Raw genomic sequence first — 24,569 nt, 5'->3', positions numbered from 1 at the left:
CATCTGCTACCATCGCCCTTTATTCACCCTCGGGTTTTCACCATGGCCTTCCGCCCCCTGCCCGCCCAGGCATCGACCAAGCTGCTGCGCGAAGCCAAGCCCCTGCAATCGCTGTTCGCCGAGGCCCAGCGTCTCTCGCACCTGCAAGAGTTGCTCGACTCGCAGCTGCAGCCCGCCGCACGCCCCTATTGCCGCATCGCCTCCTGGCGCGAAGGCAGCCTGCTGCTGATCGTCACCGACGGCCACTGGGCCACCCGGTTGCGCTACCAGCAGAATCGCCTGCTTCGGCAACTCGCTGCCTATGAGGAGTTCCGCGGGCTTGCGCGCATCCTGTTCAAGGTGCAGCCGCTCAGCCAGGCCAGCGCCCCGGCGCGCACCGTCACGCTGACGGAGTCGGCCGCCGCTACACTCCATGAAGCCGCCGAAGGCATCGACAATCCGCAGCTCAAGGCCGCCCTGGAGCGCCTTGCCAGCCGCAGCCGCAAGCCGAAGGAATAATCCAGGGGCGCAAAACTGCTGGCATAAAAAAAAGGCCACCCTGGGGTGGCCTTTGAAGTTATTACTGAAGGAAGGAGGTTCCTTTATACGGCCGCAGCGGGTCGCATATAGGAGATCGGCGCGGTCTTGGCGTCCTCGAAGGTCACCACTTCCCAAGCGTCCTTGTCTGCGATGAGGGTACGCAGCAGACGATTGTTCAGGGCGTGACCGGACTTGTAGCCGATGAACTCGCCGATGAGGCTGTTACCCAACAGGTACAGGTCTCCGATGGCGTCCAGGATCTTGTGCTTGACGAACTCGTCCTCATAACGAAGACCATCTTCGTTGAGCACACGATACTCGTCGACCACGATGGCGTTCTCCACACTGCCACCGAGCGCCAGGTTCTGCGAACGCAGCATCTCGATGTCGCGCATGAACCCGAAGGTACGGGCGCGGCTGACTTCCTTGACGAAGGAAGTGCTGGAGAAGTCCACAACGGCCTTCTGGGTGCGACCACGGAAAACCGGGTGATCGAAGTCGATCTCGAAGCTCACCTTGAAGCCATCGAAGGGAACGAAGGTGGCGCGCTTGTCGCCCTCTTCCACGCTCACTTCGCGCTTGATGCGGATGAACTTCTTCGCCGCTTCCTGCTCTTGCAGGCCAGCGGACTGGATCAGGAATACAAAGGGACCCGCGCTGCCGTCCATGATCGGTACTTCCGATGCGGACAGCTCGACATAGGCGTTGTCGATACCCAGGCCAGCCATGGCCGACAGCAGATGCTCCACGGTATCCACCTTGACGTCACCCTTGATCAGGGTGGTCGACATGGTGGTTTCACCCACGTTCGAAGCTCGAGCGGGGATTTCCACTACCGGGTCGAGATCGGTCCGGCAGAACACGATGCCAGTATCGACGGGAGCCGGCTTCAGGGTCAGGTAAACCTTCTCCCCGGAATGCAGGCCGACACCGGTCGCCCGGATGATGTTCTTCAAGGTGCGTTGTCTGATCATGGCTTTGGCCGCTTTCGCGCAAGTTGCGAACTGTTTTCAACAATGGGCGGCGATGATAGCAGAACCGCCCTTTGCTGAACACCAATCACATTCATACTCCTGATAAATCGACTCAATCGGCCTGACGACGCAGGAAGGCCGGGATGTCCAGGTAGTCCAGATCGTCCTGCGGATTCAGCTTGGCCGCGGTGGCAGCGCCGCCGTGGGACTGGTTGCGCATGACGGTCGGACGGTCCAGGTCACGGTAGTTCACCGACTGCTGCTCGCGCTGAACCGGAGCCTGGGTGCTGACAGCCTGGGTCTGCACGGTGTTGTCGACGACCTTCACCGGCTTCTCCAGGCGAGCGCCCAGACCGGTGGCGACCACGGTGACGTGCAGCTCGTCGCGCATGTCCGGATCGATCACGGTGCCCACCTTCACGGTGGCGTGCTCGGAAGCGAACTGTTCGATGATGTTACCCACGTCGGAGTACTCGCCCAGGGACAGGTCGGGACCTGCGGTGATGTTCACCAGGATGCCGCGGGCGCCCTGCAGGTTGACGTCTTCCAGCAGCGGGTTGCGGATCGCGGCTTCGGTTGCCTCGCGAGCGCGGTTCGGGCCGCTGGCGCAGCCGGTACCCATCATGGCCATGCCCATTTCGCTCATGACGGTCTTCACGTCGGCGAAGTCGACGTTGATCATGCCCGGGCGCTTGATGATGTCGGAGATACCGCGAACGGCACCGGCCAGTACATCGTCGGCCTTGGCGAAGGCGGCCAGCAGGCTCGCGTCCTTGCCCAGGATGGTCAGCAGTTTTTCGTTCGGGATGGTGATCAGCGAGTCGACGCTTTCCGCCAGCGAGCGGATGCCTTCGTCGGCGATCTGCATGCGCTTGCGACCTTCGAACGGGAACGGACGGGTGACCACGGCCACGGTGAGGATGCCCATTTCCTTGGCAACCTCGGCAATGATCGGCGCAGCACCGGTACCGGTACCGCCACCCATGCCGGTGGTGATGAAGACCATGTCGGCGCCTTCCAGGACTTCGGCGATGCGCTCGCGGTCCTCGATGGCGGCCTGGCGGCCTACTTCAGGGTTGGCGCCAGCGCCCAGGCCCTTGGTCACGCCCGGGCCGAGTTGCAGCACGGTGCGCGCGGCGATGTTCTTCAGCGCCTGCGCATCGGTGTTGGCGCAAATGAATTCGACGCCATCAACGTTGTTCTTGGCCATGTGGTTCACGGCGTTGCCGCCGCCGCCACCTACGCCGATAACCTTGATGACTGCTGTTTGCGGGACGTTATCTACCAATTCAAACATTTCCCCTCTCCTTCCTTTCTAGTTGTGTCGCCTACGTTTACCGCGGTGGTAAATCAGAAATTGCCCTGGACCCAGCGTTTAAGCTTTTCCAGTACCGGTGTCTTGGGTTCGTCGCTGCTGAAGCTGCTGCCGGACATGGAAATGCCGTCGGACTGCTTCTGCAGCCCGTACATGAGCAGGCCCACGCCCGTGGAGTAGATTGGATTGCGCACGACGTCGGTCAGTCCTTTGACGCTGTGAGGTACGCCCAGGCGCACCGGCATGTGAAAGATCTCTTCGGCCAGCTCGACCGCGCCTTCCATCTTGGAAGTGCCACCGGTCAGGACGATTCCCGCAGGAATCAGGTCCTCGTAGCCACTGCGGCGCAATTCCGCCTGAACCAGAGTGAACAGCTCGTCGTAACGAGGCTCGACCACTTCGGCAAGCGCTTGGCGCGACAGTTCCCGCGGCGGCCGGTCCCCTACGCTGGGCACCTTGATGGTTTCGCCCGCACCGGCCAGTTTGGCTAGGGCACAAGCATATCGAATCTTGATCTCTTCGGCATATTGAGTCGGGGTACGCAGCGCCATGGCGATGTCGTTGGTGACCTGATCGCCGGCGATCGGGATCACTGCCGTATGGCGGATGGCGCCTTCGGTGAAGATGGCGATGTCGGTGGTGCCGCCGCCGATGTCCACCAGGCACACGCCCAGCTCCTTTTCGTCCTCGGTGAGCACGGAGTAGGCCGAAGCCAGTTGCTCGAGGATGATGTCGTCCACTTCCAGGCCGCAGCGACGCACGCACTTCTCGATGTTCTGCGCGGCGTTCACCGCACAGGTCACCACGTGCACCTTGGCTTCCAGGCGCACGCCGGACATGCCCAGCGGCTCGCGCACGCCTTCCTGGTTGTCGATCACGTAGTCCTGGGCCAGGGTGTGCAGCACACGCTGGTCAGCCGGGATGGCCACGGCCTGGGCCGCGTCCAGCACGCGCTCGATGTCCGCACCGCTGACTTCGCGGTCGCGAATCGCCACGATGCCGTGGGAATTCAGGCTGCGGATATGGTTGCCGGCGATGCCGACGAAGGCCGAGTGGATACGGCAGCCCGCCATCTGCTGGGCCTCGTCGATAGCACGCTGGATGGACTGGACGGTGGACTCGATGTTCACCACCACGCCCTTCTTCAGGCCGCGCGACGGGTGCGTCCCGATACCGACGATTTCCAGCTTGCCATCGGCCGCCACCTCACCCACCAGCGCCACCACCTTGGAGGTGCCGATGTCCAGGCCGACGACCATTTTGCCGCTCTGCACGCTTGCCATGTTTATCGAAGTCTCCTCAACTCACTGCACGGCGGTGGTCTGTGCCACCGTCGCTTCCGGCACCGGATCGCGCCACGCCACGGCCAGGCCGTTGGGGTAGCGCATGTCGATGCGCGCAATTTTCGAAATCTGATCTTTCAGCGCCTTGTCGTAGATGGTCACGAACCGGCGAATCTGTTCTACCGCGTGATCGCGGCCCAGCATGATCTCCACGCCCTGCGCGGTACCCAGGGTCCAGGCGCCGCGCGAACTCATGTCCAGGCTGGCGATGGTGAAGCCCAGCGGACGGAGCATCTGGCTGAGAATCTGGTACTGCTGCATCACTTGTTGCTGAGCACGCTGCGGGCCGGACAGGCGCGGCAGGTGCTCGTAGTTGGCCACTTCGCGCGGGGCGAAGGCCTGGCCCTGGTTGTTCAGCAGCGCTTCGTTGCCCCAGCGGGCGATCGGCAGTTGCTCGTCCAGGCGGATCACCACCTGGTCGGGCCATACGCGACGCACTTCGGCATGGGCGATCCAGGGCATCTGCTCCAGCTCCTGGCGCATGCCGGCCAGGTCGATGGTGAAGAAGCTCGCCGAAACGTAGGAGCTGATCCGCTGCTGCACCGCCTGCTGGCTGATGTAGCTCAGGTCACCTTCCACGCTGACCTTGGCGATCGGGCGGTCCGCATAGGGCAGCGCGTATTGCGCGCCGTAATAGGTGCCAACGCCCAGTACGCCCAGTACCAGCGGCCACAGCAGTACCTTGAGGAAGCCGAAGCTCGGCTTGGGCATGCGCGCGCTCAGCGGCTCCTTGGCCACCAGGCGACTTGCGCCACGGGCCGCCGGCTTGCGTGCGGGCACACGGCCGATACCAGGTTGCTGATGACGAAGCTGAGCGCCGTTCATGGCTTACCCCCTTGCCTCGACGCTGTCGGCGAGGATCGCCAGCACCAGTTGCTGGAAATCCAGGCCGGCCGCGCGCGCGGCCATGGGCACCAGGCTGTGGTCGGTCATGCCCGGTGCGGTGTTCACTTCCAACAGCCAGAAACGCCCTTGGGCGTCCTGCATCACGTCGGCCCGGCCCCAGCCCTGGATGCCGAGGGCATCGCAGGCGCGCGCGGTCAGGTCCTTGAGCTCTTCTTCCTTGGCGGCGTCGAGGCCGCAGGGAATCTGGTACTGGGTATCGCTGGCCAGGTACTTGGCGTCGTAGTCGTAGAAGGTGTGCGGGGTGCCCAGGCGAATGGGCGGCAGCACCTGGCCACGCAGGACGGCGATGGTGAATTCGGGGCCGCTGATCCACTGCTCGACGAGCACCTGCGAGTCGTACTTCGCGGCACCCTCCCAGGCGGTGATCAGTTCTTCCACGCCATTCACCTTGGCCATGCCGATGCTGGAACCTTCATGGGCCGGTTTGACGATCAGCGGGAAGCCCAGTTCCGCAGCGGCGGCACGGCAATCGGCCTCGCTGCTGAGCACGGCGTATTGGGGCGTCGGCAGGCCGAGGCTCAGCCACACGCGCTTGGTGCGCAGCTTGTCCATGGCCAGCGCAGAGGCCAGCACGCCGCTACCGGTGTAGGGAATGCCAGCGACTTCCAGCAGGCCCTGCATGCTGCCGTCCTCACCGCCACGGCCGTGGAGGATGATGAAGGCGCGGTCGATCTTCTCGCTGATCAGGCGCTGCAGCAGGTCATCGCCCACATCGATGCCGAAGGCATCCACGCCAGCGGCCTGCAGCGCTTGCAGGACCATGGCGCCGGACTTCAGCGACACCTCGCGCTCGGCGCTCTTGCCGCCGTAGAGCACGGCGACGCGACCGAAGGCGCTGGGTTCGAGGGCGGATTTGAGGATGTCACTCATGGCTTCTTCCCCTCGGCGCCGGCATCGGCGGCACCGAACATCGGATTCTTGATCAGTTGCGGCGCCAGGCCGCCGATATCGCCGGCCCCCTGGCAGAGCAGGATGTCGCCGGGACGCAGCAGCGGCCCCAGCAGCGAAGCGAGGTCGCCACCGCGCTCCAGGTAGATCGGGTCCAACTGGCCGCGCTGGCGGATGCTGTGGCACAGGTGACGGCTGTCGGCACCGGGGATCGGCTCCTCGCCGGCCGGGTAGACCTCCATCAGCATCAGCACGTTGGCTTCGCCCAGCACCTGCACGAAGTCGTCGTACAGGTCGCGGGTGCGGGTGTAGCGGTGCGGCTGGTAGACCATCACCAGACGGCGCTCCGGCCAGCCGCCGCGCACGGCCTTGATCACCGCGGCGACTTCGCGCGGGTGGTGGCCATAGTCGTCGACCAGCATCACGCTGCCGCCTTCCACCTGCAGGTCGCCATAGACCTGGAAGCGCCGGCCCACGCCCTGGAAGCCGGACAGGCCCTGGACGATGGCTTCGTCGGAGATGCCCTCGTCGGTGGCGATGACGATGGTCGCCAGGGAGTTCAGCACGTTGTGCAGGCCGGGCATGTTCACCGAAACGTCCAGCGGCTCGCGCTCGGGGCGCAGCACGGTGAACCAGGTGCGCATGCCTTCCTGGCGGATGTTGATGGCGCGGACGTCGGCGTCCTCGCTCAGGCCGTAGGTCACGGTCGGACGGGCGACCTGCGGCAGGATCTCGCGCACCACCGGGTCGTCCACGCAGAGCACGGCCAGACCGTAGAACGGCAGGTTGTGCAGGAAATCTACGAAGGTACGCTTGAGTTTGTTGAAGTCGCCGCCGTAGGTGCTCATGTGGTCGGCGTCGATGTTGGTGACCACCGAGACCATCGGCTGTAGGTGCAGGAAGCTGGCGTCGCTCTCGTCGGCCTCGGCGACCAGGTAGCGGCTGGTGCCCAGCTGCGCGTTGGTGCCGGCGGCGTTCAGGCGGCCGCCGATGACGAAGGTCGGGTCCAGGCCACCGGCGGCGAATACCGAGGCGATCAGGCTGGTGGTGGTGGTCTTGCCGTGGGTACCGGCAACGGCGATGCCGTGGCGGTAGCGCATCAGCTCGGCGAGCATCTCGGCGCGGGGCACGACCGGCACGCGGCGATCCAGCGCTGCGGCGACTTCCGGGTTGGCCTTGTTCACCGCGCTGGAAACCACCAGCACGTCGGCGCCGTCGGAGTTTTCCGCACGGTGGCCGATGAAGATTTCGGCGCCGAACTTCTCCAGGCGTTCGGTCACGGGCGAAGCCTTGAGGTCGGAACCGGAGACTTCGTAACCGAGGTTCAGCAACACTTCCGCGATGCCGCACATGCCCACACCGCCGATGCCGACGAAGTGGATACGACGGATGCGCCGCATGGTGCGGGTAACGCCGGTGGGTTCTTTAACCACGGGCCACCTCCAGGCAGGCATCGACTACCGTACGGGTAGCCTCGGGCTTGGCCAGGCTGCGTGCGCGGTCGGCCATGCGGGTCAGGGAATCGGGATGCATCAATACCTCGGACAACTGCGCGGCCAGGTCGGCGGCGCTGGTAGATTTCTGTGGCAGCAGGTGGGCAGCGCCCTCCCGCACCAGGAATTCGGCGTTCTTGGTCTGGTGGTCGTCGATCGCGTGGGGCAGCGGCACCAGGAAGGACGGCAGGCCGGCGGCGGTCAACTCACTGACGGTCAGCGCACCCGCGCGGCAGATCACCAGATCAGCCCAGGCATAGGCGGCGGCCATGTCGGCAATGAATGGAGCGACGTCGGCTTCGACACCCGCGGTGCGATAACGCTCCGCAGTGACCTGGTCATGCTGACGACCGGCCTGATGGCGAATCGCCGGACGAGCGTCGGCGGGAATCTGCGCCAGCGCTTCGGGGATCAGTTTGTTCAACGGCTCGGCGCCCAGGCTGCCGCCCAGCACCAGCAGATTGACGCGGCGCCCCGGCAGCGGCGCGCGGGCGCCCTCTTCCAGGAACAGTTCGGCGCGCACCGGGTTGCCGGTGGTCAGGCGCTTGGCGCTGGCGTCGAAGGTGTCCGGGAAGGCTTCGCAGACCCGCTTGGCCAGCGGCGCGAGGCTGCGGTTGGCGGTGCCGGCAACGGCGTTCTGCTCATGGATCACCAGCGGCACACCGGACAGTTTGGCGGCCAGGCCGCCCGGACCGGTGACGTAGCCACCCAGGCCGAGCACGCAGACCGGCTTCAACTGACGAACTACGCCGATGGCCTGGAACAGCGACTTGAGCAGGTCGAACGGCGCACGCAGCAGGGACTTCAGGCCCTTGCCACGCAGGCCGCTGACGTTGATCAGGTGCAGCGGCAGGCCGGCCTTGGGTACCAGGTCATTTTCGATACCACGCGGCGTGCCCAGCCAGTGCACGCTGTAACCGCGCGCCTGGAACTCGCGGGCGCAGGCCAGGGCCGGGAACACATGCCCGCCGGTGCCGCCTGCCATGATCAGGACGTTACCTTTCATCGGCAAAGTCCTCTTCGCTGAATTCATATTCCTCGCTACCCATCACGGTGCGACGTTCCCATTCGATGCGCAGCAGCATTCCCAGCTGGGCGCAGCAGATCACCAGCGAGCTGCCGCCGTAGCTGAGGAACGGCAGGGTCAGGCCCTTGGTCGGCAGCAGGCCGACGTTCACGCCCACGTTGATCAGGAACTGGCCGATCCACAGGAAGGCCAGGCCGTAGGCCACGTAGGCGGAGAAGTACTGTTTCGACTGTTCGGCCCAGATGCCGATGTACAGCGCGCGCAGGCTGACGAAGACGAACAGCGCCACGGTGGCCATGGCACCGACGATGCCGAGCTCCTCCGCGAGCACGGCGAACACGAAGTCGGTGTGCGCCTCGGGCAGGTAGAACTGCTTCTGGATGCTGTTGCCCAGGCCCATGCCGGTCCAGCCACCGCGGCCGAAGGCGATCAGCGCCTGGCTGAGCTGGTAGCCAGCGCCGAACTGGTCGGCCCAGGGGTCGGTGAAGTTGGTCAGGCGCGCCATCCGGTAGGGCTGGGTCTGGATCAGCAGCACCACCGCACCGATGGCCAGGGCCACCATCAGGCCAAAGCGGAACAGCCCGACACCGCCGAGGAACAGCATGGCGGCAGCGGCGCCCATCATCACCACGGTGGCACCGAAGTCGGGCTCGCGCAGCAGCAGGCCGGCCATCGGCAGCAGCACCACGAAGGGCTTGAAGAACCCGAGCCAGCTTTCGCGTACTTCTTCCTGGCGGCGCACCAGATAACCAGCCATGAAGATCACCACGAAGACCTTGGCGATCTCCGAGGGCTGAATGTTGAACAGGCCGAAGCCGATCCAGCGCATCGAGCCGTTCACCTCGCGGCCGATGCCGGGGGTGATTACCAGCACCAGCAACCCGAAGGCGATGGCCAGCAGCTTCCAGCCCAGGCGCTGCCAGGTTTCCATCGGGACCATCATGGTCAGGCCGCAGGCGACGAAGCCGATGGCCAGGTAGATCAGGTGACGGACCGAGAAGTACAGCGGGTTGCCGGACTGCGCCGCCGCCACCTCGGACGACGCCGAAGTGACCATCACCAGCCCCAGGCCGAGCAACGCCAGGCAACCCGCCAGCAGCGGGAAATCGATGTCGATGCCATGGCGGCTGATCAGCGGGGACGGATAGGGGCGCAGGAAGGAGAACATCAGGCGAGCTCCTCCACGGCCTTGGCGAACAGACGGCCGCGCTCTTCGTAGTTCTTGAACATGTCCAGGCTCGCGCAGGCCGGCGATAGCAGCACGGCATCGCCCGGCAGCGCCAGGTCGGCGGCATGCTCGACGGCTTCGTCCAGGGTATTCACGCGAACCTTGGGCACGGCATTGCCGATGGCCGCACCGACCCGTTCGGCATCACGGCCCAGCAGCACCACCGCACGGCAATGCTGTTCCACGGGGCTGCGCAGGTCACTGAAGTCGGCACCCTTGCCATCGCCACCGGCGATCAGCACCAGCTTGCCGTCGATATCGGCACCCAGGCCTTCGATGGCGGCCAGGGCCGCACCGACGTTGGTGGCCTTGGAGTCGTCGTAGTAATTCACGCCGTTGCGCTCGCGCACCCACTGGCAGCGGTGGGCGAGACCGGCGAACTCGCGCAGGGTCTGCAGCATCGGCTCGAACGGCAGGCCAATGGCATGGCCGAGCGCCAGCGCAGCCAGGGCGTTGGACTGGTTGTGCGCACCGCGAATCTTCAGCTCACGGGCCGGCATCAGCTTGTCGAACTGGAAGGCCAGCCACTTCTCGCCGTCTTCTTCGATCAGGCCGAAGGCCTTGAAGTCAGGCTTGTTGATGCCGAAGGTCCAGCACGGCACGTTGTCGGCGATCAGCGGACGGCTCAGAGCGTCGGCACGGTTCACCACGACCTGCCTGGCGCCGCGGAAGATGCGGTGCTTGGCCAGGTGGTAGTCGGCCATGCCGTCGTAGCGATCCATGTGGTCTTCGCTGACGTTCAGGCAGGTGGCGACTTCGGCGTCCAGGCGCTCGCAGGTTTCCAGCTGGAAGCTGGACAGCTCCACCACGTACAACTCGACGTCGTCGGCCAGCAGGTCCAGCGCCGGGGTGCCAAGGTTGCCGCCGACGGCGACACGCTTGCCGGCCGCCTTGGCCATGTCGCCCACCAGGGTGGTGACGGTGCTCTTGGCGTTGGAACCGGTGATCGCGACGATCGGCGCCTTCGCGTGACGCGCGAACAGGTCGACGTCGCCGGACATGCGCACGCCACGGGCGGCGGCTTCCACCAGCGCCGGGACGCGCAGCGACAGGCCCGGGCTCACGTAGAGCTCCGAGGCGCGGCAGAGGAAATCGGCGTCGAGGTCGCCGCAGCGCACCTCGACCTGCGGGTACTGCTCGCGCAGGGTCGCCAGCTCCGGCGGATTCGCGCGCGTATCGGCCACGGCAAAGGACACACCCTGGCGCGCCAGGTAGCGCACCAGGGACATGCCGCTCTTGCCGAGGCCGACAACGATGCGGAATTGGTCGGAAGCGATCAGGCTCATGCTCGATCAGTCCTCAACGCAGTTTCAACGTGGCCAGGCCGATCAGCACGAGAATCACCGTGATGATCCAGAAGCGCACGATCACGCGCGGCTCAGGCCAGCCCTTGAGTTCGAAGTGGTGGTGGATCGGCGCCATGCGGAACACCCGCTTGCCGGTCAACTTGAAGGAGGCGACCTGGATCACCACCGACAGGGTTTCCATGACGAACACGCCGCCCATGATGAACAGCACGATTTCCTGGCGGACGATCACGGCGATGGTGCCCAGCGCGGCGCCAAGCGCCAGAGCGCCGACGTCACCCATGAAGACCTGCGCCGGGTAGGTGTTGAACCAGAGGAAGCCCAGGCCCGCGCCGACGATGGCGGCGCAGAAGATGATCAGCTCGCCCGCCCCCGGAACGCTGGGGATCAGCAGGTATTCGGCGAATTTGATGTTGCCCGACAGATAGCAGAAGATGCCCAGCGCGCCGCCGACCATCACGGTGGGCATGATGGCCAGGCCGTCGAGGCCGTCGGTCAGGTTCACCGCGTTGCTGGAGCCGACGATCACGAAGTAGGTCAGCACCACGAAGAAGATGCCCAGCGGGATCTCGATGTTCTTCAGCAGCGGCACGATCAGGGTGGTCTCGACCGGCGTCTCGGCCGTCATATAAAGGAAGATCGCAGCACCCAGGCCGAATACCGACTGCCAGAAATACTTCCAGCGACTCGGCAGGCCGCGGGAGTTCTTCTCGATCACCTTGCGGTAGTCATCCACCCAGCCGATGGCGCCGAACAGCAGGGTCACGGCCAGCACGACCCAGACGTAGCGATTCGACCAGTCAGCCCACAGCAGGGTACTGATGGCGATGGCGGTGAGGATCAGCGCCCCACCCATGGTCGGGGTGCCCTTCTTCGACAGGTGCGATTGCGGACCGTCGTTGCGAACGGCCTGGCCGATCTGGCGGATCTGCAGGGTGCGGATCATCCACGGCCCCAGCCACAGCGACAGGACGAGCGCGGTCAGCACGCTCAGGATGCCGCGCAGGGTCAGGTACTGGAAGACGCCGAAGCCCTTGTGGAACTGTTGCAGGTACTCGGCGAGCAGCAGCAGCATTTAGTGACTCTCCTCGGAGGAACCGCACAGCGCCGCGACGACCTTGTCCATCGCCGCGCTGCGGGAACCCTTGATCAGAATGGTGGTTGTCGAGGCCTCGTCGGCCAGGGCGCTGATCAGGCTGGCCTGATCGGCGAAGTGCCGGCCCGCGGAACCGAACGCCTGCACGGCGTGGCTCATCAGCGGTCCGACGGCGTAGAGCGCGGTGACTTTGCCCAGGGCATAAGCCCCCACTTCACGGTGGGAAGACTCTGCCCAAGCCCCCAGCTCGCCCATGTCCCCAAGGACCAGGACGGTCCGGCCGGAAAAGCCGGCGAGTATATCAATCGCTGCGCAGATTGAAGCCGGGTTGGCGTTGTAGCTGTCGTCGATCACACGCATGCCGTTCGTCGCCAGTTGGGCTACGGCGCGGCCTTTGACCGGCTGCAGGTTCTGCAGGCCGGAAACCATCCCGACCAGCGGCACGCCAAGGGCGTGGGCGGCAGCGATGGCGGCCAGGGCATTGGTGACATTGTGCTCACCCAGCAGATTCAGCTGGATGTGCGCCTCGCCCGCCGGGCCGTGCAGGGTGAAGCCCGGGCAACCACGGGCATCGCGCTGCACGTCGCTGGCGCGGAAGTCGGCGCGGACGTCGTGCAGGCCGAAGCTGGAAACGCGGCGACCGGCGGCGCGGGCCTGCCAGGTGTCGAAGGCCTTGTCGTCGCGATTGAGGATGGCCACGCCGTCGGTGGCCAGCCCTTCGAGAATCTCGCCCTTGGCCAGGACGATCTTGTCCTGCCCGCCGAACTCGCCCACGTGGGCGGTGCCGGCATTGGTGATGATGGCAACCTGAGGACGGGTCAGCGCGACCGTGTAGGCGATCTCGCCGACACGATTAGCACCCAGCTCGATGACTGCACTCCTGTGCTCGGGTGCCAGCTGCAGCAGGGTCAGCGGCGCGCCGAGGTCATTGTTCAGGTTGCCCCGGGTTGCCAGGACATCGCCCTGGGTACGCAGGATGCTGGCGAGCATTTCCTTCACGGTGGTCTTGCCGCTGGAACCAGTGACGGCGGCGACGCGGCCGGTGAAGGCATCGCGATTCAGCGCGCCCAGTCGACCCAGCGCGATACGGGTGTCTTTCACGACCAGCTGCGGCAGCGGCGCACCAGCCACTTCACGTTCCACCAGCGCGGCAACGGCACCCTTGGTGGCGACGTCGGCCAGGTAGTCATGGCCGTCGAATCGCGGACCGGTCAGGGCGATGAACAGCTGGCCCGGCACGATGGCACGGCTGTCGGTGCTCACGGCGTCGAAGGCGACGTCCGCGCCAACCACACGGCCTTCGAGCGCGCCGGCGACTTCGTTGAGCGACAGGGGCTTAAGCACGCTTCACCTCCCAGGCAGCCAGCGCCTTGGCGGCTTGATCCAGATCGGAGAACGGATGGCGAACACCGTCGATCTCCTGGTAATCCTCATGGCCCTTGCCGGCCAGCAGCACGACGTCATCGACGCCGGCGGAGGCGATCAGGCGAGCAATCGCGTCGCCACGACCAGGAACGAACTCGACAGACTCGGGCTTAGCGAAACCGGCGCGAATGTCGGCGATGATCGCGTCGCTCTTCTCGGTGCGCGGGTTGTCGTCGGTCACCAGCACGCGGTCGGCATGCTGCTCGGCGATCTGCGCCATGATCGGGCGCTTGCCGCTGTCACGGTCGCCGCCACAGCCGAACAGGCAGAGCAGTTGGCCGTGCACGTGCGGGCGCAGGGCCAGCAGGACCTTCTCCAGGGCATCCGGGGTGTGGGCGTAATCGACCACCACCAGCGGCTTCTCGCCGCCACCCAGGCGCTGCATGCGGCCGATCGGGCCTTCCAGTTGCGGCAGCACCTTGAGCACTTCGCCCAGCGGGTAATCCAGGCCCAGCAGCGCGCCGACCACAGCCAGCAGGTTGCTCAGGTTGAACTTGCCCAGCAGCGAGCTGCGCAGCAGGCCCTCGCCTTGCGGAGTGACGATCTGCGCCTGTACGCCCGCATCGCTGAACGTGGCTTCGCGGCAATAGATGTAGGCCGACGGGTCGACCAGGCTGTAGCCCATCAGGCGGGATTCGTGAGACTGGGCGGCCAGTTGACGACCGAAGTCGTCGTCCAGGTTGATCACCCGGCAGCGCAGGCCTTCCCAGGTGAACAGCCTGGCCTTGGCGTTGCCGTAGGCTTCCATCGAACCGTGGTAGTCCAGATGGTCGCGGGACAGGTTGGTGAACACCGCCACGTCGAAGCCCAGCGCGGCGACGCGCCCCTGCTCCAGGCCGTGGGACGACACTTCCATGGCCACCGCCTTGGCACCGCCCTGCTTCAGGCGCGCCAGGGTCGCCTGCACCGCAAGCGGGTCCGGGGTGGTATGACGGCCGCTTTCCAGCGCGCCGTAGAAACCGGTGCCGAGGGTGCCGACGATGCCGCAGCGCTCGCCCAGCAGGTCCAGCGCCTGGGCAACCAGCTGGCTGACGCTGGTCTTGCCGTTGGTTCCGGTCACGCCGACTAGGTCGACGCCGCGGCTCGGCTCGCCATAGAAGCGCCCGGCGATGGCGGAGAGCTGCCTGGCCAGGCCCTTGATGGCGATCATCGGCACATCGCTGGGCGGCAGATCTGCAGCGCCTTCGGCCTCGTAAGCGACGGCAGCGGCACCCTGCGTGAGCGCAGCGGCAATGTGCGCGCGGCCATCCTGGCGACCACCCGGCACGGCCAGGAACAGGTCACCCGGCTTCACGGTGCGGCTATCCAGGGTCAGCTCGCGGATCAGCTCGCCGCTTTCAGCTTGCGGCAGCAGTTGGTTCAGGCTCATCGGCATCAGCCACGCCCTCCTTTGGTAGCGGGCGCAGCATCGGCTTGCTGCTGTGGAGCCGCCGGAGGCAGATTGTCTGGCGGCACATTCATCAGGCGCAGCGTGCCGGACATCACCTTGCTGAACACCGGCGCGGACACCAGGCCACCGAAGTAGCCGGCCTTGCTGGGTTCATCGATGACCACTACGGCGACATAGCGCGGATTGCTCATCGGCGCGAAGCCGGCGAACAGGGAGCGGTAGGAGTTCTCGGCATAACCCTTGGTGCCGACCTGTGCCTTACGTGCAGTACCGGACTTGCCAGCCACGTGATAGCCCGGGACCTGGGCGCGGTACACGCCGTTGGGCGCTTCGATGACCTGCTGCAGCATGCCCTGCATGGTCTTGGCAACCGGCTCGGGAATGACCTGGGTAGCATCGGCCGGACGATCGGCACGGACCATGGTCAGCGGCACGCTGCGGCCATTGTTTGCCAGTGCCGCGTAGGCATGGGCCAGCTGGATGGCAGTGACCGACAGGCCATAGCCATAGGACAGGGTTGCCGTCTCGGCCTTGCGCCATTCACGGTAGTTCGGCAGGTTGCCGACGCGCTCGCCGGGGAAGCCCAGGCCGGTATCCTGGCCGAGGCCGACCTTCTGCATCAGGGTGTAAATGGCTTCGCCGCCGATATCGAAGGCGACCTTGCTCATGCCCACGTTACTGGAGCGGATCAGGATGCCGGTCAGGTCCAGCACCGGGCCTTCGGTACGGGATACGTCGCGAATGGTGTAGCGGCCGATCTGCAGGGTACCGGGGTAGACCTCGACCTTGTCGGTGGGCTTCCAGCGGCCGGTTTCCAGCGCCGCGCTCATGGAAAACGGCTTCATGGTCGAACCCGGCTCGAATACGTCGATCATGGCGCGGTTGCGCATCATCGCCGGCTGCAGGTTGCGACGGTTGTTCGGGTTGTAGGTCGGCTGGTTGGCCATGGCCAGCACTTCGCCGGTCTTCACGTCGAGAATCACCAGGCTGCCGGCCTTGGCGCCGTTCTCCACCAGCGCGTTGCGCAGCTCGCGGTTGGCGAGGTACTGCAGGCGCAGGTCGATGGACAGGGCGAGGGTCTTGCCGGCCTTGGCGTTGCGGGTCACCTGCACGTCGCGGATCAGGTGACCGCGGCGATCCTTGAGCACCTGGCGCTTGCCCGGCACACCGGCCAGCCAGCTGTCGAAGGCCAGTTCAACGCCTTCACGACCACGATCATCCACGTCGGTGAAGCCCACGACCTGGGCCGCAACTTCGCCGGACGGATAGAAGCGACGGAATTCCTCGACCGAGTAGACGCCCGGGATGCGATGGGCTTTCACCTGGGCCATCACGGCTTCGCCCTGCTCGGGCGTCAGGCCACGGACCAGATAGATGAACTCCTTGTCGGCATTCTGATCCAGGCGTTCGGCCAGGGCGGCTTGCGGCTGACCCAGCGCTTCGGCCAGGAAGCCCCACTTGTCGCGTTCGAGCACCAGCTCCTTGGGGTTGGCCCAGAGCGTGGCGACCGGGGTACTGACGGCCAGCGGCTCGCCGTTGCGGTCGGTGATCAGGCCACGGTGCGCGGGAATGGAAATGTGGCGCACGCTGCGCGCATCGCCTTGGCCTTTCAGGAAGTCATGGTCGATGACGTGCAGGTCGACGATACGCCAGGCGATGGCCGCCACCATCGCCAGCAGCAGGCCGATGACGACGCGGAAGCGCCAGGGATAGCGGGCTCCGGGCAGATGCTTCATGGCGCCACCATGATGACTTCGGTCGGATCGGGCACGCGCATCTTCAGCTGGTCAGTCGCCAGAGCCTCGATGCGGCTGTGCGCGGTCCAGGTGCTTTGTTCGAGGATCAGCCGGCCGTACTCGGCCTGCGCCTTGTCGCGCACGTTGAGTTCGGTGTACAGCGAGTTGAGCAACTGGCGGTTCCAGTACGCGCTGTAGGACACGGAGATCGCCGACAGCAGCACGCCGATGAACAACAGCAGCATGAAGAAGCTGCCGGTCGGCAGGCGCTTGGCGAAGAGGCGGCTCATCTCAGCTTCTCCGCAATGCGCATGACCGCGCTGCGGGAGCGCGGGTTGGCCTTCAGCTCGGCCTCGGAGGCGTAGACCGGCTTGCCGACCAGTTTCAGGCGCGGCTCGAAGGGCTTGACCTGAATCGGCAGGTTGCGCGGCAGGTTGTCCGCCTCGCCTTTCACCTGCTTGCGCATGAACTGCTTGACGATGCGGTCTTCCAGCGAGTGGAAGCTGATCACGACCAGGCGACCGCCCACGGCCAGGCCTTCCAGCGCGGCGTCGAGACCACGCTCCAGATCGCCCAGCTCGTTGTTGATGAAGATACGCAGCCCCTGGAAGGCGCGGGTCGCAGGGTTCTTGCCTTTCTCCCAGGCCGGATTGGCCTCGGTGATCACGGCAGCCAGGTCGGCAGTGCGCTCGAACGGCTTTTCCGCACGGCGCTGCACGATGGCGCGCGCCATGCGCTTGGCGAAGCGCTCTTCGCCGTAATCCTTGAACACACGGGCGATCTCGTCCTCCGCGGCAGTGGCGATCCACTGCGCGGCGCTGACGCCCTGGTCCGGATTCATGCGCATGTCCAGCGGGCCGTCATTGAGGAAGCTGAAGCCGCGCTCCGGATCATCCAGCTGCGGCGAGGACACGCCCAGGTCCAGCAGCACGCCGTTCACGCTGCCTTGCAGGCCGCGCGCGGTGAACTCTTCGGCCATCTCGGCGAAGGACCTTTGCACAATGACGAAGCGGCCGTCTTCGGCCGCCAGTGTTTTTCCCGTCGCGATCGCTTGGGGGTCCTTGTCGAACCCGAGCAGTTGACCGCCCGGCCCGAGCTTGCCAAGCAAGGCGCGGCTGTGCCCTCCCCTTCCGAAGGTTCCATCCACATAGCGGCCGTCCGCCACGGGGGCCAGCGCTTCGACGGCCTCCTCGAGTAGAACGGTGATGTGTTGGAAGGTACTGGTCACAGGCAGGCTCACAGAATAAGGTCGCGCAGTTCATCCGGCAGGCCGCCGGGCTCTTTGATGGCTGCGAGATCGGCCTCGGCAACCACATTCCACTTGTCTTCGTCCCACAGCTGGAACTTGTTCAGCTGGCCGACCAGCATCGCCCGCTTGTCCAGGCCGGCGTATTCGCGAAGCCGCGGCGGAACGAGAAAGCGCCCGGCGCTATCCAGCTCGATGTCCACGGCATTGCCAATCAGCAAACGCTGCAGGCGCCGCGTTTCTTCACGCAGCGACGGCAGTTCACGCAGCTTGGCTTCGATGAGCTCCCATTCAGGGAGGGGGTATACGGTGAGGCAGGTGTCGACGGCATCGATGGTGACGATGAGCTGGCCATTGCAACGCGAAACGAGCTCGTCACGATACCGACTCGGCATCGCGAGGCGCCCTTTGGCGTCGAGACTGATGGCGTTAGCTCCGCGAAACACGTCAGCGCTTCCCCTGTGGTTGGCTATCCATGCCTGTTGATCCCACTTTTACCCACTTCGTACCACTTCCGCACACTATAGAAATCCGCGCTCCCCACCGTCAAGGCGAGCCAGAGGGGAAAAATCCTTACAGGACCGAGATTTAGCGTGCTTTTGGAAGGTTTCGGGAGGAAATTTGACGCGCCTGGAACGAGAAAAGCCCAGTGTTTTCAAAACACTGGGCTTTCACACTTAAAGTGATTTCTTAAGTTTGTAACTTCTTCCAATCAGCGACAAATGGTCATGGTGGGAAGAAGTGGGGGAAAAGTGGTGAGAGTCGGTCTGTAAGCCGGGTTCTGTCGAGGACAGCCATTCCTCTGGGACATACATCACTGTATGCCTCAAGCGACCTACCCGAATCCAACGCGGGCCGCGCCAATGGATTCCTATTTGGTCTTGCTCCGAGTGGGGTTTACCTAGCCACGAACTGTTGCCAGCCGTGCGGTGCGCTCTTACCGCACCTTTTCACCCTTACCGGCGCTGATGCGCTTAGGCGGTTATTTTCTGTGGCACTTTCCGTAGGCTCGCGCCTCCCAGGCGTTACCTGGCACTCTGCCCTATGGAGCCCGGACTTTCCTCCACCCCGTGATGGAACACCACGAAACAGCGACTGTCCAACCAACTCTCAGTTCGTAAGGTTAGCGGTTGGCGAGGCGCAGAACAAGCTCAAGCCTTGCCCTGGCGCTCCAGCGCGATCTGGTACAGCTGGTTCTTGCGCGCTCCGGTGATCTCCGCCGCCAGCGCTGCCGCACGCTTCACCGGCAGTTCGGCCAGCAGCAGGTCGAGCACGCGCAATGTCTGCGCATCCACCACCTCATCCCCCTCTGGCGCCGGTTTGCCCGCCACCAACAACACACACTCGCCGCGCTGCTGGTTGCTGTCGGCGGCGACGAACTCGCGCAACTCGCCCAGCGGCAGCCCCTTCAGGGTCTCGAAGGTCTTGGTCAACTCACGCGCCATCACCGCCGGGCGCTCGCTGCCGAAGATCGACGCCATGTCCTCGATGCATTCCAGCAGTCGGTGCGGCGCCTCATAGAAGATCAAGGTGCGCGGCTCCTCCAGCAGCCCCTCCAGGCGACCACGACGCCCAGCCGCCTTGGCTGGCAGGAAGCCCTCGAAAACGAAACGGTCCGACGGCAGCCCGGCTGCGGACAACGCGGCGATCAGCGCACAGGCGCCCGGCACCGGAACCACCTGGACGCCCGCGGCGCGCGCCTGGCGCACCAGGTGATAACCCGGATCGGAAATCAGCGGAGTGCCCGCATCGGAGATCAGCGCCACGTCATCACCCGCCTGCAGCCTGGTCAGGAAGCGGCCACCCTGCTCGCGCTCATTGTGCTCATGACAGGCAGCCAGCGGCGTTTCGATGCCGAAATGCTGCAGCAGGCGCACCGAGTGACGGGTGTCTTCGGCGGCGATCAGCGACACGTCGCGCAGCACCTTGAGCGCGCGGGCGCTGATGTCGTCCAGATTGCCGATGGGGGTAGCCACTACATAGAGAGTGCCGAAGGTCACGCGGGAGAACCTCGCCGGGAGTGTCGGAAAAGACGCATTGTATCCCGTTTCCGCCTGCCGCCATCGCGTCACCCTCGCCGCTTGGGTACAATCGCCAGTTCTTTGAATGCGTCACGAGAAGCCCGATATGATCGCTCGCCTGCGTCCGCTTTCCGCTCTGTTCCTTGCCGGTCTGCTCACCGCCTGCGCCACTTCCCCGTCGTCCAATCTCGGCGAACTGCCGCGCACCCCGGATGCCAGCATCGAACAGCTGCTACAGCAGGCCTCCACCGCCAAGCCTGACGAAGCCGCCGTGCTGCGTCTTTCCGCAGCAGACCTTGCCTATAAGCAAAAGGACTTCGGCCGCTCCACCCAGATCCTCGACCAGACGCCGATGGACAGCCTGAAGCCGGCCCAGCAGGTCTTCGCCAGCACCCTGCGCGCCCAGCTCGAACTGGCCCGCAACAAACCCAAGGCAGCGCTGAAGGCTTTCGAGAATCCCAACTTCCAGCGCCTGGGTGAAATGCCGACCGACCTGCAGGCCCGCGCCGGGATGGTCAAGGCCCTCGCACTGGCCGCCGACGGCCAGGCCCTGAGCGCTGCCCGCGAGCGCGTGTTCATCGACCCGCTGCTCAACGCCGAAGCCAGCAAGAGCAACCACGAAGCCATCTGGACCCTGGTCTCCGGCCTGCCGGTCGAGCAATTGCAGCCCACCGCCAACGAAGGCGACCTGAACGGCTGGCTGGAGCTGGCACGCATCACCAAGACCTCGTCGACGTTGAAGGAACAGCAATCCAACATCGACAAGTGGGTCGCCCAGAACCCCGACCACCCGGCCGCCAAGCAACTGCCGGACGCCCTGACCAAGCTGAAGTCCCTGGCCGCCCAGCCGCTGAACACCATCGGCCTGCTGCTGCCGCAGCAAGGCCAGCTGGCCTCCGTGGCCCGCGCCCTGCAGGACGGCTTCCTGGCCGCCCACTATCAGGCCCAGCAAGGCGGTCAGGCACAGCCGGCGATCAAGATCTACGACAGCAGCCAGGTTCGCTCGCTGGATGAGTTCTACCGCCAGGCCCAGGCCGACGGCGTACAGCTGGTCGTAGGCCCGCTGGAGAAGAACCTGGTCAAGCAATTGAACAGCCAGCAGCAACTGCCGATCACCACCCTCGCCCTGAACTACAGCGACGGCAACCAGGAAGGCCCGGCCCAATTGTTCCAGTTCGGTCTGTCCGCCGAGGACGAAGCCCGCGAAGTCGCCAATCGCGCCTGGAGCGACGGCATGCGCCGCGCCGTGGCCCTGGTGCCGCGTGGCGAATGGGGCGACCGTGTACTGGCCTCCTTCAGCCGCAACTGGCAAGCCGCCGGCGGCACCCTGATCGCCGCCGAACACGTCGACCAGCCGGTAGAGCTGGCCCGCCAGATCGCCGACCTGCTGCAACTGCGCCAGAGCGAAGGGCGCGCCAAGCGCCTGCAGGGCGTGCTCGACAGCAGCGTCGACACCCAGCCGTCGCGCCGCCAGGACATCGACTTCATCTTCCTCGCCGCCACTCCGCAACAGGCTCGCCAGATCAAGCCGACCCTGGCCTTCCAGTACGCGGGCGACCTGCCGGTCTACGCCACCTCCAACCTGTACAGCGGCGTGAACAACCCGGCACAGGACCAGGACCTGAACGGCATCCGCTTCTGCGAAACCCCGTGGCTGCTGGAGCCGAACAACGCGCTGCGCCAACAGGTCGCGGCACAATGGCCGGCCGCCAACGGCAGCCTCGGTCGCCTCTACGCCATGGGTGCCGACGCCTACCAGCTGGCCCCGCGCCTGCCGGAGCTCAAAGCCGTGCCGAGCATGCAGCTCGACGGCCTGACCGGCACCCTGAGCGTAAACGCAGGCCAGCGCGTCGAGCGTCACCTGCCCTGGGCCGAGTTCAAGAACGGCCAGGTGCAACCGCTGGAGAACAGCGGTATTTGATCGGCAACAGCCCTTCCCAGAAGGCCGGGCGCGAGGCGGAAGCCAGCGCCCGCGCCCATCTCGAACAGCATGGACTGCGCCTGCTGGCGCAGAACTGGACGTGTCGCCGCGGCGAGCTCGATCTGGTCATGCTGGACGGCGATACAGTAGTATTCGTCGAAGTTCGCTCCCGCCGGCACGATGCCTGGGGAGGAGCGCTGGAAAGTGTGGACTCGCGCAAGCGTCAGCGCCTGACCGCCGCCGCCGAACACTTCCTGCAACAGAACGCCCGCTGGAGCAGACACCCCTGCCGGTTCGACATCGTCGCCATCGACCGTCGAACCCCAGGCTCCGCAGGGCATTTGAACTGGATCCCCAACGCCTTTGACACCTGATCAGACGCCCGACGAAAGGTCATCCCTGATGGACATGCAATCCCGTATCCGCCAGCTCTTCCATGCCAGCATCGAGACCAAGCAACAGGCCACCGAGGTGCTCATCCCGCATATCGAGCAGGCCAGCATGGTGATGGTCAACGCCCTGCTGAACGAGGGCAAGATTCTCTCCTGCGGCAACGGCGGCTCCGCCGGCGACGCACAGCACTTCTCCTCCGAGCTGCTGAACCGCTTCGAACGCGAGCGTCCGAGCCTGCCGGCGGTCGCCCTGACCACCGACAGCTCCACCATCACCTCGATTGCCAACGACTACAGCTACAACGAAGTCTTCTCCAAGCAGATCCGCGCCCTGGGTCAACCGGGTGACGTACTGCTGGCGATCTCGACCAGCGGCAACTCGGCGAACGTCATTCAGGCGATCCAGGCCGCACATGATCGCGAAATGGTTGTCGTAGCTCTGACCGGCCGCGACGGCGGCAACATGGCATCGCTGCTGCTGCCCGAAGACGTGGAAATCCGCGTCCCGGCCAAGGTCACCGCACGCATCCAGGAAGTCCACCTGCTGGTCATCCATTGCCTGTGCGACCTAATCGACCGTCAACTGTTCGGGAGTGAAGAATGACCCGTACCCCTCTGATCGCGGCCATGCTGGCCGTGACCATGGCCCTGGGTGGCTGCACCAGTTTCGTCAGCGCCACCCGCGACAAACCGATCGACGATGACAAGGGCACCCGCACCCTTGGCAGCAAGATCGACGACTCGCTGATCGAAACCAAGGTGGCGGTGAACATCGCCAAGGCGGACCCAGCCCTCGACCGCGACTCCCACATCGTCGTGATCAGCTACAACGGCGTGGTACTGCTGGCCGGCCAGACTCCGCGCGCAGACCTGAAGAACAAGGCCGAACAGGCCGCCCGGGAAACGCAGAAGGTCAAGACCGTGCACAACGAGCTGCAGATCCTGCAGCCCTCCTCCCTGGCCGCACGCAGTAACGACACCTGGCTGACCACCAAGATCAAGAGCCAGATGCTGGCGGATGCCAATGTTCCCTCCACTCGCATCAAGGTCCTGACCGAGAACGGCATCGTCTACATGCTGGGCCTGGTGACCAAGCGCGAAGGCGACCTGGCCACCCAGGTGGTACAGGGCGTGGACGGCGTGCAGAAGATCGTCCGCCTGTTCGAGTACATCGACTGAGCGAGCCAATTACTGCAGGATTGCAGGCATGAAAAAGGCGACCCTCGGGTCGCCTTTTTTATTACTTCACCACCTTGAGGCTTGGCCGGCCACTGGGGCGCGGCGGCTCGTCGGACGGGCCATCGTCCGGCAGATCCTCGTCATCGGTCGGCACCGGCGGCTCCAGGTCGAAGACCATGCCCTGGCCGTTCTCCCGCGCATAGATGGCCATCACGGCCTGGGACGGGATGTAAAGGCTCTGGGCGACGCCGCCGAAGCGGCCTTCGAAGCTGACTGCCTCGTTGTCCATTTGCAGGTGACGCACCGCCGTGGGCGAGACGTTGAGCACGATCTGGCCGTCGCTGGCATAGCCCGGCGGCACTCGTACGCCCGGATACTCGGAATTGACCAGGATATGCGGGGTGCAGCCGTTATCGACGATCCACTCATAGAGGGCTCGCACGAGGTAGGGACGACTGGAGTTCATCATCAGGCTCCTTAGCGCATATCACGTTCGATAGAGGACAGGCTTGCACGGAAAGTTTCCCGCGCAAACTGCCGCTCCATGTAATCCAGCAGCGGCTTGGCCGGGCGCGGCAGCTCGATGCCCAGGACCGGTAGCCGCCAGAGAATCGGCAACAGGCAGCAGTCCACCAGACTCAATTCTTCGCTGAGGAAGAACGGCTTGTCGGCGAACAGCGGCGACACACCTGTCAGGCTCTCACGCAATTCCTTTCTCGCCAAGGCACGCTCGGCGTCCTTCTGCCGCGAGTCGAGAATACGATCCACCAGGGCGCACCAATCGCGCTGGATGCGGTGAATGAGCAGCCGGCTATTGGCACGAGCCACCGGATAGACCGGTAGCAGCGGCGGGTGCGGATAACGCTCATCGAGATATTCCATGACCACCGTCGACTCGTAGAGCGCAAGATCGCGATCCACCAGGGTCGGCAGGCTGCCATACGGATTCACTTCGGCGAGCTTGGCCGGGATATTGCCGGCCGGTACGTCAATGATGTCGGCGACGACGCTCTTCTCGGCCAGCACCAGGCGCACGCGATGGCTGTAATGGCAGGAAGGGTCGGAAAAACAGGTGAGCTTATTGATTGCGGCCATGCCGCGCGCCTCCTCGCGGTGGGAGGTAGAAAGACGCGCGCGCCCCGTAGGGCGCGCGCTTGTTACAG

Annotated in this window: 24 protein-coding genes and 1 other RNA gene; 5 read left to right on the top strand and 20 right to left on the bottom strand. The window is 65.0% G+C overall.

Annotated elements, in window-relative coordinates:
- The first annotated feature begins 42 nt into the window (after window positions 1-42).
- Window positions 43-498 carry a DUF721 domain-containing protein gene (locus J5M67_RS04575; RefSeq protein ID WP_207883787.1) on the top strand — a complete coding sequence of 152 codons (456 nt, stop codon included), beginning with the start codon at window positions 43-45 and terminating at the stop codon, window positions 496-498.
- Window positions 499-581: 83 nt separating this feature from the next.
- Here the strand turns inward: J5M67_RS04575 and lpxC are convergent, their stop codons facing one another.
- The 18 genes from lpxC to rsmI all read right to left on the bottom strand — a co-directional run bounded on the left by lpxC (window position 582) and on the right by rsmI (window position 19,893).
- The gene (gene lpxC, locus J5M67_RS04570) at window positions 582-1,493 is read right to left on the bottom strand and encodes a UDP-3-O-acyl-N-acetylglucosamine deacetylase (protein ID WP_207883785.1); all 912 of its coding nucleotides are present in this window, start codon (window positions 1,491-1,493) and stop codon (window positions 582-584) included.
- A gap of 112 nt (window positions 1,494-1,605) precedes the next feature.
- Entirely contained in the window at window positions 1,606-2,790 is a 1,185-nt protein-coding gene (gene ftsZ / locus J5M67_RS04565) for a cell division protein FtsZ (RefSeq protein ID WP_045209631.1), read from the bottom strand.
- Between the two features lie 53 nt (window positions 2,791-2,843).
- Complete coding sequence (gene ftsA, locus J5M67_RS04560) at window positions 2,844-4,091, bottom strand: cell division protein FtsA (RefSeq protein WP_207883783.1); 1,248 nt, start codon at window positions 4,089-4,091, stop codon at window positions 2,844-2,846.
- A 21-nt stretch (window positions 4,092-4,112) separates the two neighbouring features.
- Window positions 4,113-4,976 carry a cell division protein FtsQ/DivIB gene (locus tag J5M67_RS04555; RefSeq protein ID WP_207883781.1) on the bottom strand — a complete coding sequence of 288 codons (864 nt, stop codon included), beginning with the start codon at window positions 4,974-4,976 and terminating at the stop codon, window positions 4,113-4,115.
- A 3-nt stretch (window positions 4,977-4,979) separates the two neighbouring features.
- Window positions 4,980-5,927 carry a D-alanine--D-alanine ligase gene (locus J5M67_RS04550; RefSeq protein ID WP_207883779.1) on the bottom strand — a complete coding sequence of 316 codons (948 nt, stop codon included), beginning with the start codon at window positions 5,925-5,927 and terminating at the stop codon, window positions 4,980-4,982.
- On the bottom strand, window positions 5,924-7,378 hold the full coding sequence (murC, locus tag J5M67_RS04545; RefSeq protein ID WP_207883777.1) for a UDP-N-acetylmuramate--L-alanine ligase: 1,455 nt from the start codon (window positions 7,376-7,378) through the stop codon (window positions 5,924-5,926). The genes J5M67_RS04550 and murC overlap by 4 nt, the downstream gene beginning before the upstream one ends.
- Complete coding sequence (gene murG / locus J5M67_RS04540; RefSeq protein ID WP_207883775.1) at window positions 7,371-8,444, bottom strand: undecaprenyldiphospho-muramoylpentapeptide beta-N-acetylglucosaminyltransferase; 1,074 nt, start codon at window positions 8,442-8,444, stop codon at window positions 7,371-7,373. The genes murC and murG overlap by 8 nt, the downstream gene beginning before the upstream one ends.
- Complete coding sequence (gene ftsW, locus J5M67_RS04535; RefSeq protein ID WP_207883773.1) at window positions 8,434-9,633, bottom strand: putative lipid II flippase FtsW; 1,200 nt, start codon at window positions 9,631-9,633, stop codon at window positions 8,434-8,436. Before ftsW ends, murG begins: the two co-directional genes overlap by 11 nt.
- Entirely contained in the window at window positions 9,633-10,979 is a 1,347-nt protein-coding gene (murD, locus tag J5M67_RS04530) for a UDP-N-acetylmuramoyl-L-alanine--D-glutamate ligase (RefSeq protein WP_207883771.1), read from the bottom strand. The genes ftsW and murD overlap by 1 nt, the downstream gene beginning before the upstream one ends.
- Window positions 10,980-10,992: 13 nt before the next feature.
- Entirely contained in the window at window positions 10,993-12,075 is a 1,083-nt protein-coding gene (gene mraY / locus J5M67_RS04525; protein ID WP_207883769.1) for a phospho-N-acetylmuramoyl-pentapeptide-transferase, read from the bottom strand.
- Window positions 12,076-13,440: a UDP-N-acetylmuramoyl-tripeptide--D-alanyl-D-alanine ligase gene (murF, locus tag J5M67_RS04520; RefSeq protein WP_207883767.1), complete on the bottom strand. Its 1,365-nt coding sequence runs from the start codon at window positions 13,438-13,440 to the stop codon at window positions 12,076-12,078.
- Window positions 13,433-14,896 (bottom strand): UDP-N-acetylmuramoyl-L-alanyl-D-glutamate--2,6-diaminopimelate ligase, encoded by a 1,464-nt coding sequence (locus J5M67_RS04515; RefSeq protein WP_207883765.1) that lies wholly within the window; start codon window positions 14,894-14,896, stop codon window positions 13,433-13,435. The genes murF and J5M67_RS04515 overlap by 8 nt, the downstream gene beginning before the upstream one ends.
- Window positions 14,896-16,647, bottom strand: coding sequence for a penicillin-binding protein 2 (locus J5M67_RS04510; RefSeq protein WP_207883763.1), 1,752 nt, complete (start codon window positions 16,645-16,647; stop codon window positions 14,896-14,898). The genes J5M67_RS04515 and J5M67_RS04510 overlap by 1 nt, the downstream gene beginning before the upstream one ends.
- Window positions 16,644-16,937: a cell division protein FtsL gene (gene ftsL, locus J5M67_RS04505; RefSeq protein WP_207883761.1), complete on the bottom strand. Its 294-nt coding sequence runs from the start codon at window positions 16,935-16,937 to the stop codon at window positions 16,644-16,646. The genes J5M67_RS04510 and ftsL overlap by 4 nt, the downstream gene beginning before the upstream one ends.
- Complete coding sequence (gene rsmH / locus J5M67_RS04500; RefSeq protein ID WP_207883751.1) at window positions 16,934-17,875, bottom strand: 16S rRNA (cytosine(1402)-N(4))-methyltransferase RsmH; 942 nt, start codon at window positions 17,873-17,875, stop codon at window positions 16,934-16,936. The genes ftsL and rsmH overlap by 4 nt, the downstream gene beginning before the upstream one ends.
- Window positions 17,876-17,883: 8 nt before the next feature.
- On the bottom strand, window positions 17,884-18,339 hold the full coding sequence (gene mraZ, locus J5M67_RS04495) for a division/cell wall cluster transcriptional repressor MraZ (RefSeq protein ID WP_207883749.1): 456 nt from the start codon (window positions 18,337-18,339) through the stop codon (window positions 17,884-17,886).
- 308 nt (window positions 18,340-18,647) lie between these two features.
- Window positions 18,648-19,004: RNase P RNA component class A (gene rnpB, locus J5M67_RS04490), an RNA gene on the bottom strand.
- Window positions 19,005-19,044: 40 nt separating this feature from the next.
- The gene (gene rsmI, locus J5M67_RS04485) at window positions 19,045-19,893 is read right to left on the bottom strand and encodes a 16S rRNA (cytidine(1402)-2'-O)-methyltransferase (protein WP_207883747.1); all 849 of its coding nucleotides are present in this window, start codon (window positions 19,891-19,893) and stop codon (window positions 19,045-19,047) included.
- Window positions 19,894-20,020: 127 nt separating this feature from the next.
- Here rsmI and J5M67_RS04480 point away from each other — a divergent pair, with 127 nt between their 5' ends.
- Genes J5M67_RS04480 through J5M67_RS04465 form a run of 4 tightly spaced genes read left to right on the top strand, consistent with a single transcriptional unit; the run spans window position 20,021 to window position 23,406 of the window.
- Window positions 20,021-21,835 carry a penicillin-binding protein activator gene (locus J5M67_RS04480; protein ID WP_207883745.1) on the top strand — a complete coding sequence of 605 codons (1,815 nt, stop codon included), beginning with the start codon at window positions 20,021-20,023 and terminating at the stop codon, window positions 21,833-21,835.
- Window positions 21,832-22,209: a YraN family protein gene (locus J5M67_RS04475; protein WP_207883743.1), complete on the top strand. Its 378-nt coding sequence runs from the start codon at window positions 21,832-21,834 to the stop codon at window positions 22,207-22,209. The genes J5M67_RS04480 and J5M67_RS04475 overlap by 4 nt, the downstream gene beginning before the upstream one ends.
- A 28-nt stretch (window positions 22,210-22,237) precedes the next feature.
- Entirely contained in the window at window positions 22,238-22,831 is a 594-nt protein-coding gene (locus J5M67_RS04470) for a phosphoheptose isomerase (RefSeq protein WP_017518113.1), read from the top strand.
- Entirely contained in the window at window positions 22,828-23,406 is a 579-nt protein-coding gene (locus J5M67_RS04465) for a BON domain-containing protein (protein WP_207883740.1), read from the top strand. The genes J5M67_RS04470 and J5M67_RS04465 overlap by 4 nt, the downstream gene beginning before the upstream one ends.
- A gap of 61 nt (window positions 23,407-23,467) precedes the next feature.
- Here J5M67_RS04465 and J5M67_RS04460 read toward each other — a convergent pair whose 3' ends face one another.
- Together J5M67_RS04460 and J5M67_RS04455 are read right to left on the bottom strand one after the other, a co-directional pair.
- Window positions 23,468-23,872 carry a ClpXP protease specificity-enhancing factor gene (locus tag J5M67_RS04460; protein WP_207883732.1) on the bottom strand — a complete coding sequence of 135 codons (405 nt, stop codon included), beginning with the start codon at window positions 23,870-23,872 and terminating at the stop codon, window positions 23,468-23,470.
- A gap of 11 nt (window positions 23,873-23,883) precedes the next feature.
- The gene (locus J5M67_RS04455; protein WP_207883730.1) at window positions 23,884-24,501 is read right to left on the bottom strand and encodes a glutathione S-transferase N-terminal domain-containing protein; all 618 of its coding nucleotides are present in this window, start codon (window positions 24,499-24,501) and stop codon (window positions 23,884-23,886) included.
- Window positions 24,502-24,569: the final 68 nt, after the last annotated feature.

The sequence above is a fragment of the Pseudomonas sp. 30_B genome (genome assembly GCF_017491605.1).
In the GTDB taxonomy this organism is placed as follows: domain Bacteria; phylum Pseudomonadota; class Gammaproteobacteria; order Pseudomonadales; family Pseudomonadaceae; genus Pseudomonas.
Note: the sequence above shows the minus strand (reverse complement) of the source record. Positions and strands in the feature narration are given on the sequence as shown.

Excerpts from the sequence above, each read along its gene's own strand:
- J5M67_RS04480 (WP_207883745.1), top strand. The coding sequence starts at position 20,021 with ATGATCGCTCGCCTGCGTCCGCTTTCCGCTCTGTTCCTTGCCGGTCTG.
- J5M67_RS04555 (WP_207883781.1), bottom strand. The coding sequence starts at position 4,976 with ATGAACGGCGCTCAGCTTCGTCATCAGCAACCTGGTATCGGCCGTGTG.
- lpxC (WP_207883785.1), bottom strand. The coding sequence starts at position 1,493 with ATGATCAGACAACGCACCTTGAAGAACATCATCCGGGCGACCGGTGTC.
- J5M67_RS04550 (WP_207883779.1), bottom strand. The coding sequence starts at position 5,927 with ATGAGTGACATCCTCAAATCCGCCCTCGAACCCAGCGCCTTCGGTCGC.
- ftsA (WP_207883783.1), bottom strand. The coding sequence starts at position 4,091 with ATGGCAAGCGTGCAGAGCGGCAAAATGGTCGTCGGCCTGGACATCGGC.
- J5M67_RS04575 (WP_207883787.1), top strand. The coding sequence starts at position 43 with ATGGCCTTCCGCCCCCTGCCCGCCCAGGCATCGACCAAGCTGCTGCGC.
- J5M67_RS04455 (WP_207883730.1), bottom strand. The coding sequence starts at position 24,501 with ATGGCCGCAATCAATAAGCTCACCTGTTTTTCCGACCCTTCCTGCCAT.
- mraY (WP_207883769.1), bottom strand. The coding sequence starts at position 12,075 with ATGCTGCTGCTGCTCGCCGAGTACCTGCAACAGTTCCACAAGGGCTTC.
- ftsW (WP_207883773.1), bottom strand. The coding sequence starts at position 9,633 with ATGTTCTCCTTCCTGCGCCCCTATCCGTCCCCGCTGATCAGCCGCCAT.
- ftsL (WP_207883761.1), bottom strand. The coding sequence starts at position 16,937 with ATGAGCCGCCTCTTCGCCAAGCGCCTGCCGACCGGCAGCTTCTTCATG.
- murG (WP_207883775.1), bottom strand. The coding sequence starts at position 8,444 with ATGAAAGGTAACGTCCTGATCATGGCAGGCGGCACCGGCGGGCATGTG.
- ftsZ (WP_045209631.1), bottom strand. The coding sequence starts at position 2,790 with ATGTTTGAATTGGTAGATAACGTCCCGCAAACAGCAGTCATCAAGGTT.
- J5M67_RS04465 (WP_207883740.1), top strand. The coding sequence starts at position 22,828 with ATGACCCGTACCCCTCTGATCGCGGCCATGCTGGCCGTGACCATGGCC.
- J5M67_RS04460 (WP_207883732.1), bottom strand. The coding sequence starts at position 23,872 with ATGAACTCCAGTCGTCCCTACCTCGTGCGAGCCCTCTATGAGTGGATC.
- murD (WP_207883771.1), bottom strand. The coding sequence starts at position 10,979 with ATGAGCCTGATCGCTTCCGACCAATTCCGCATCGTTGTCGGCCTCGGC.
- J5M67_RS04515 (WP_207883765.1), bottom strand. The coding sequence starts at position 14,896 with ATGCCGATGAGCCTGAACCAACTGCTGCCGCAAGCTGAAAGCGGCGAG.
- J5M67_RS04510 (WP_207883763.1), bottom strand. The coding sequence starts at position 16,647 with ATGAAGCATCTGCCCGGAGCCCGCTATCCCTGGCGCTTCCGCGTCGTC.
- J5M67_RS04470 (WP_017518113.1), top strand. The coding sequence starts at position 22,238 with ATGGACATGCAATCCCGTATCCGCCAGCTCTTCCATGCCAGCATCGAG.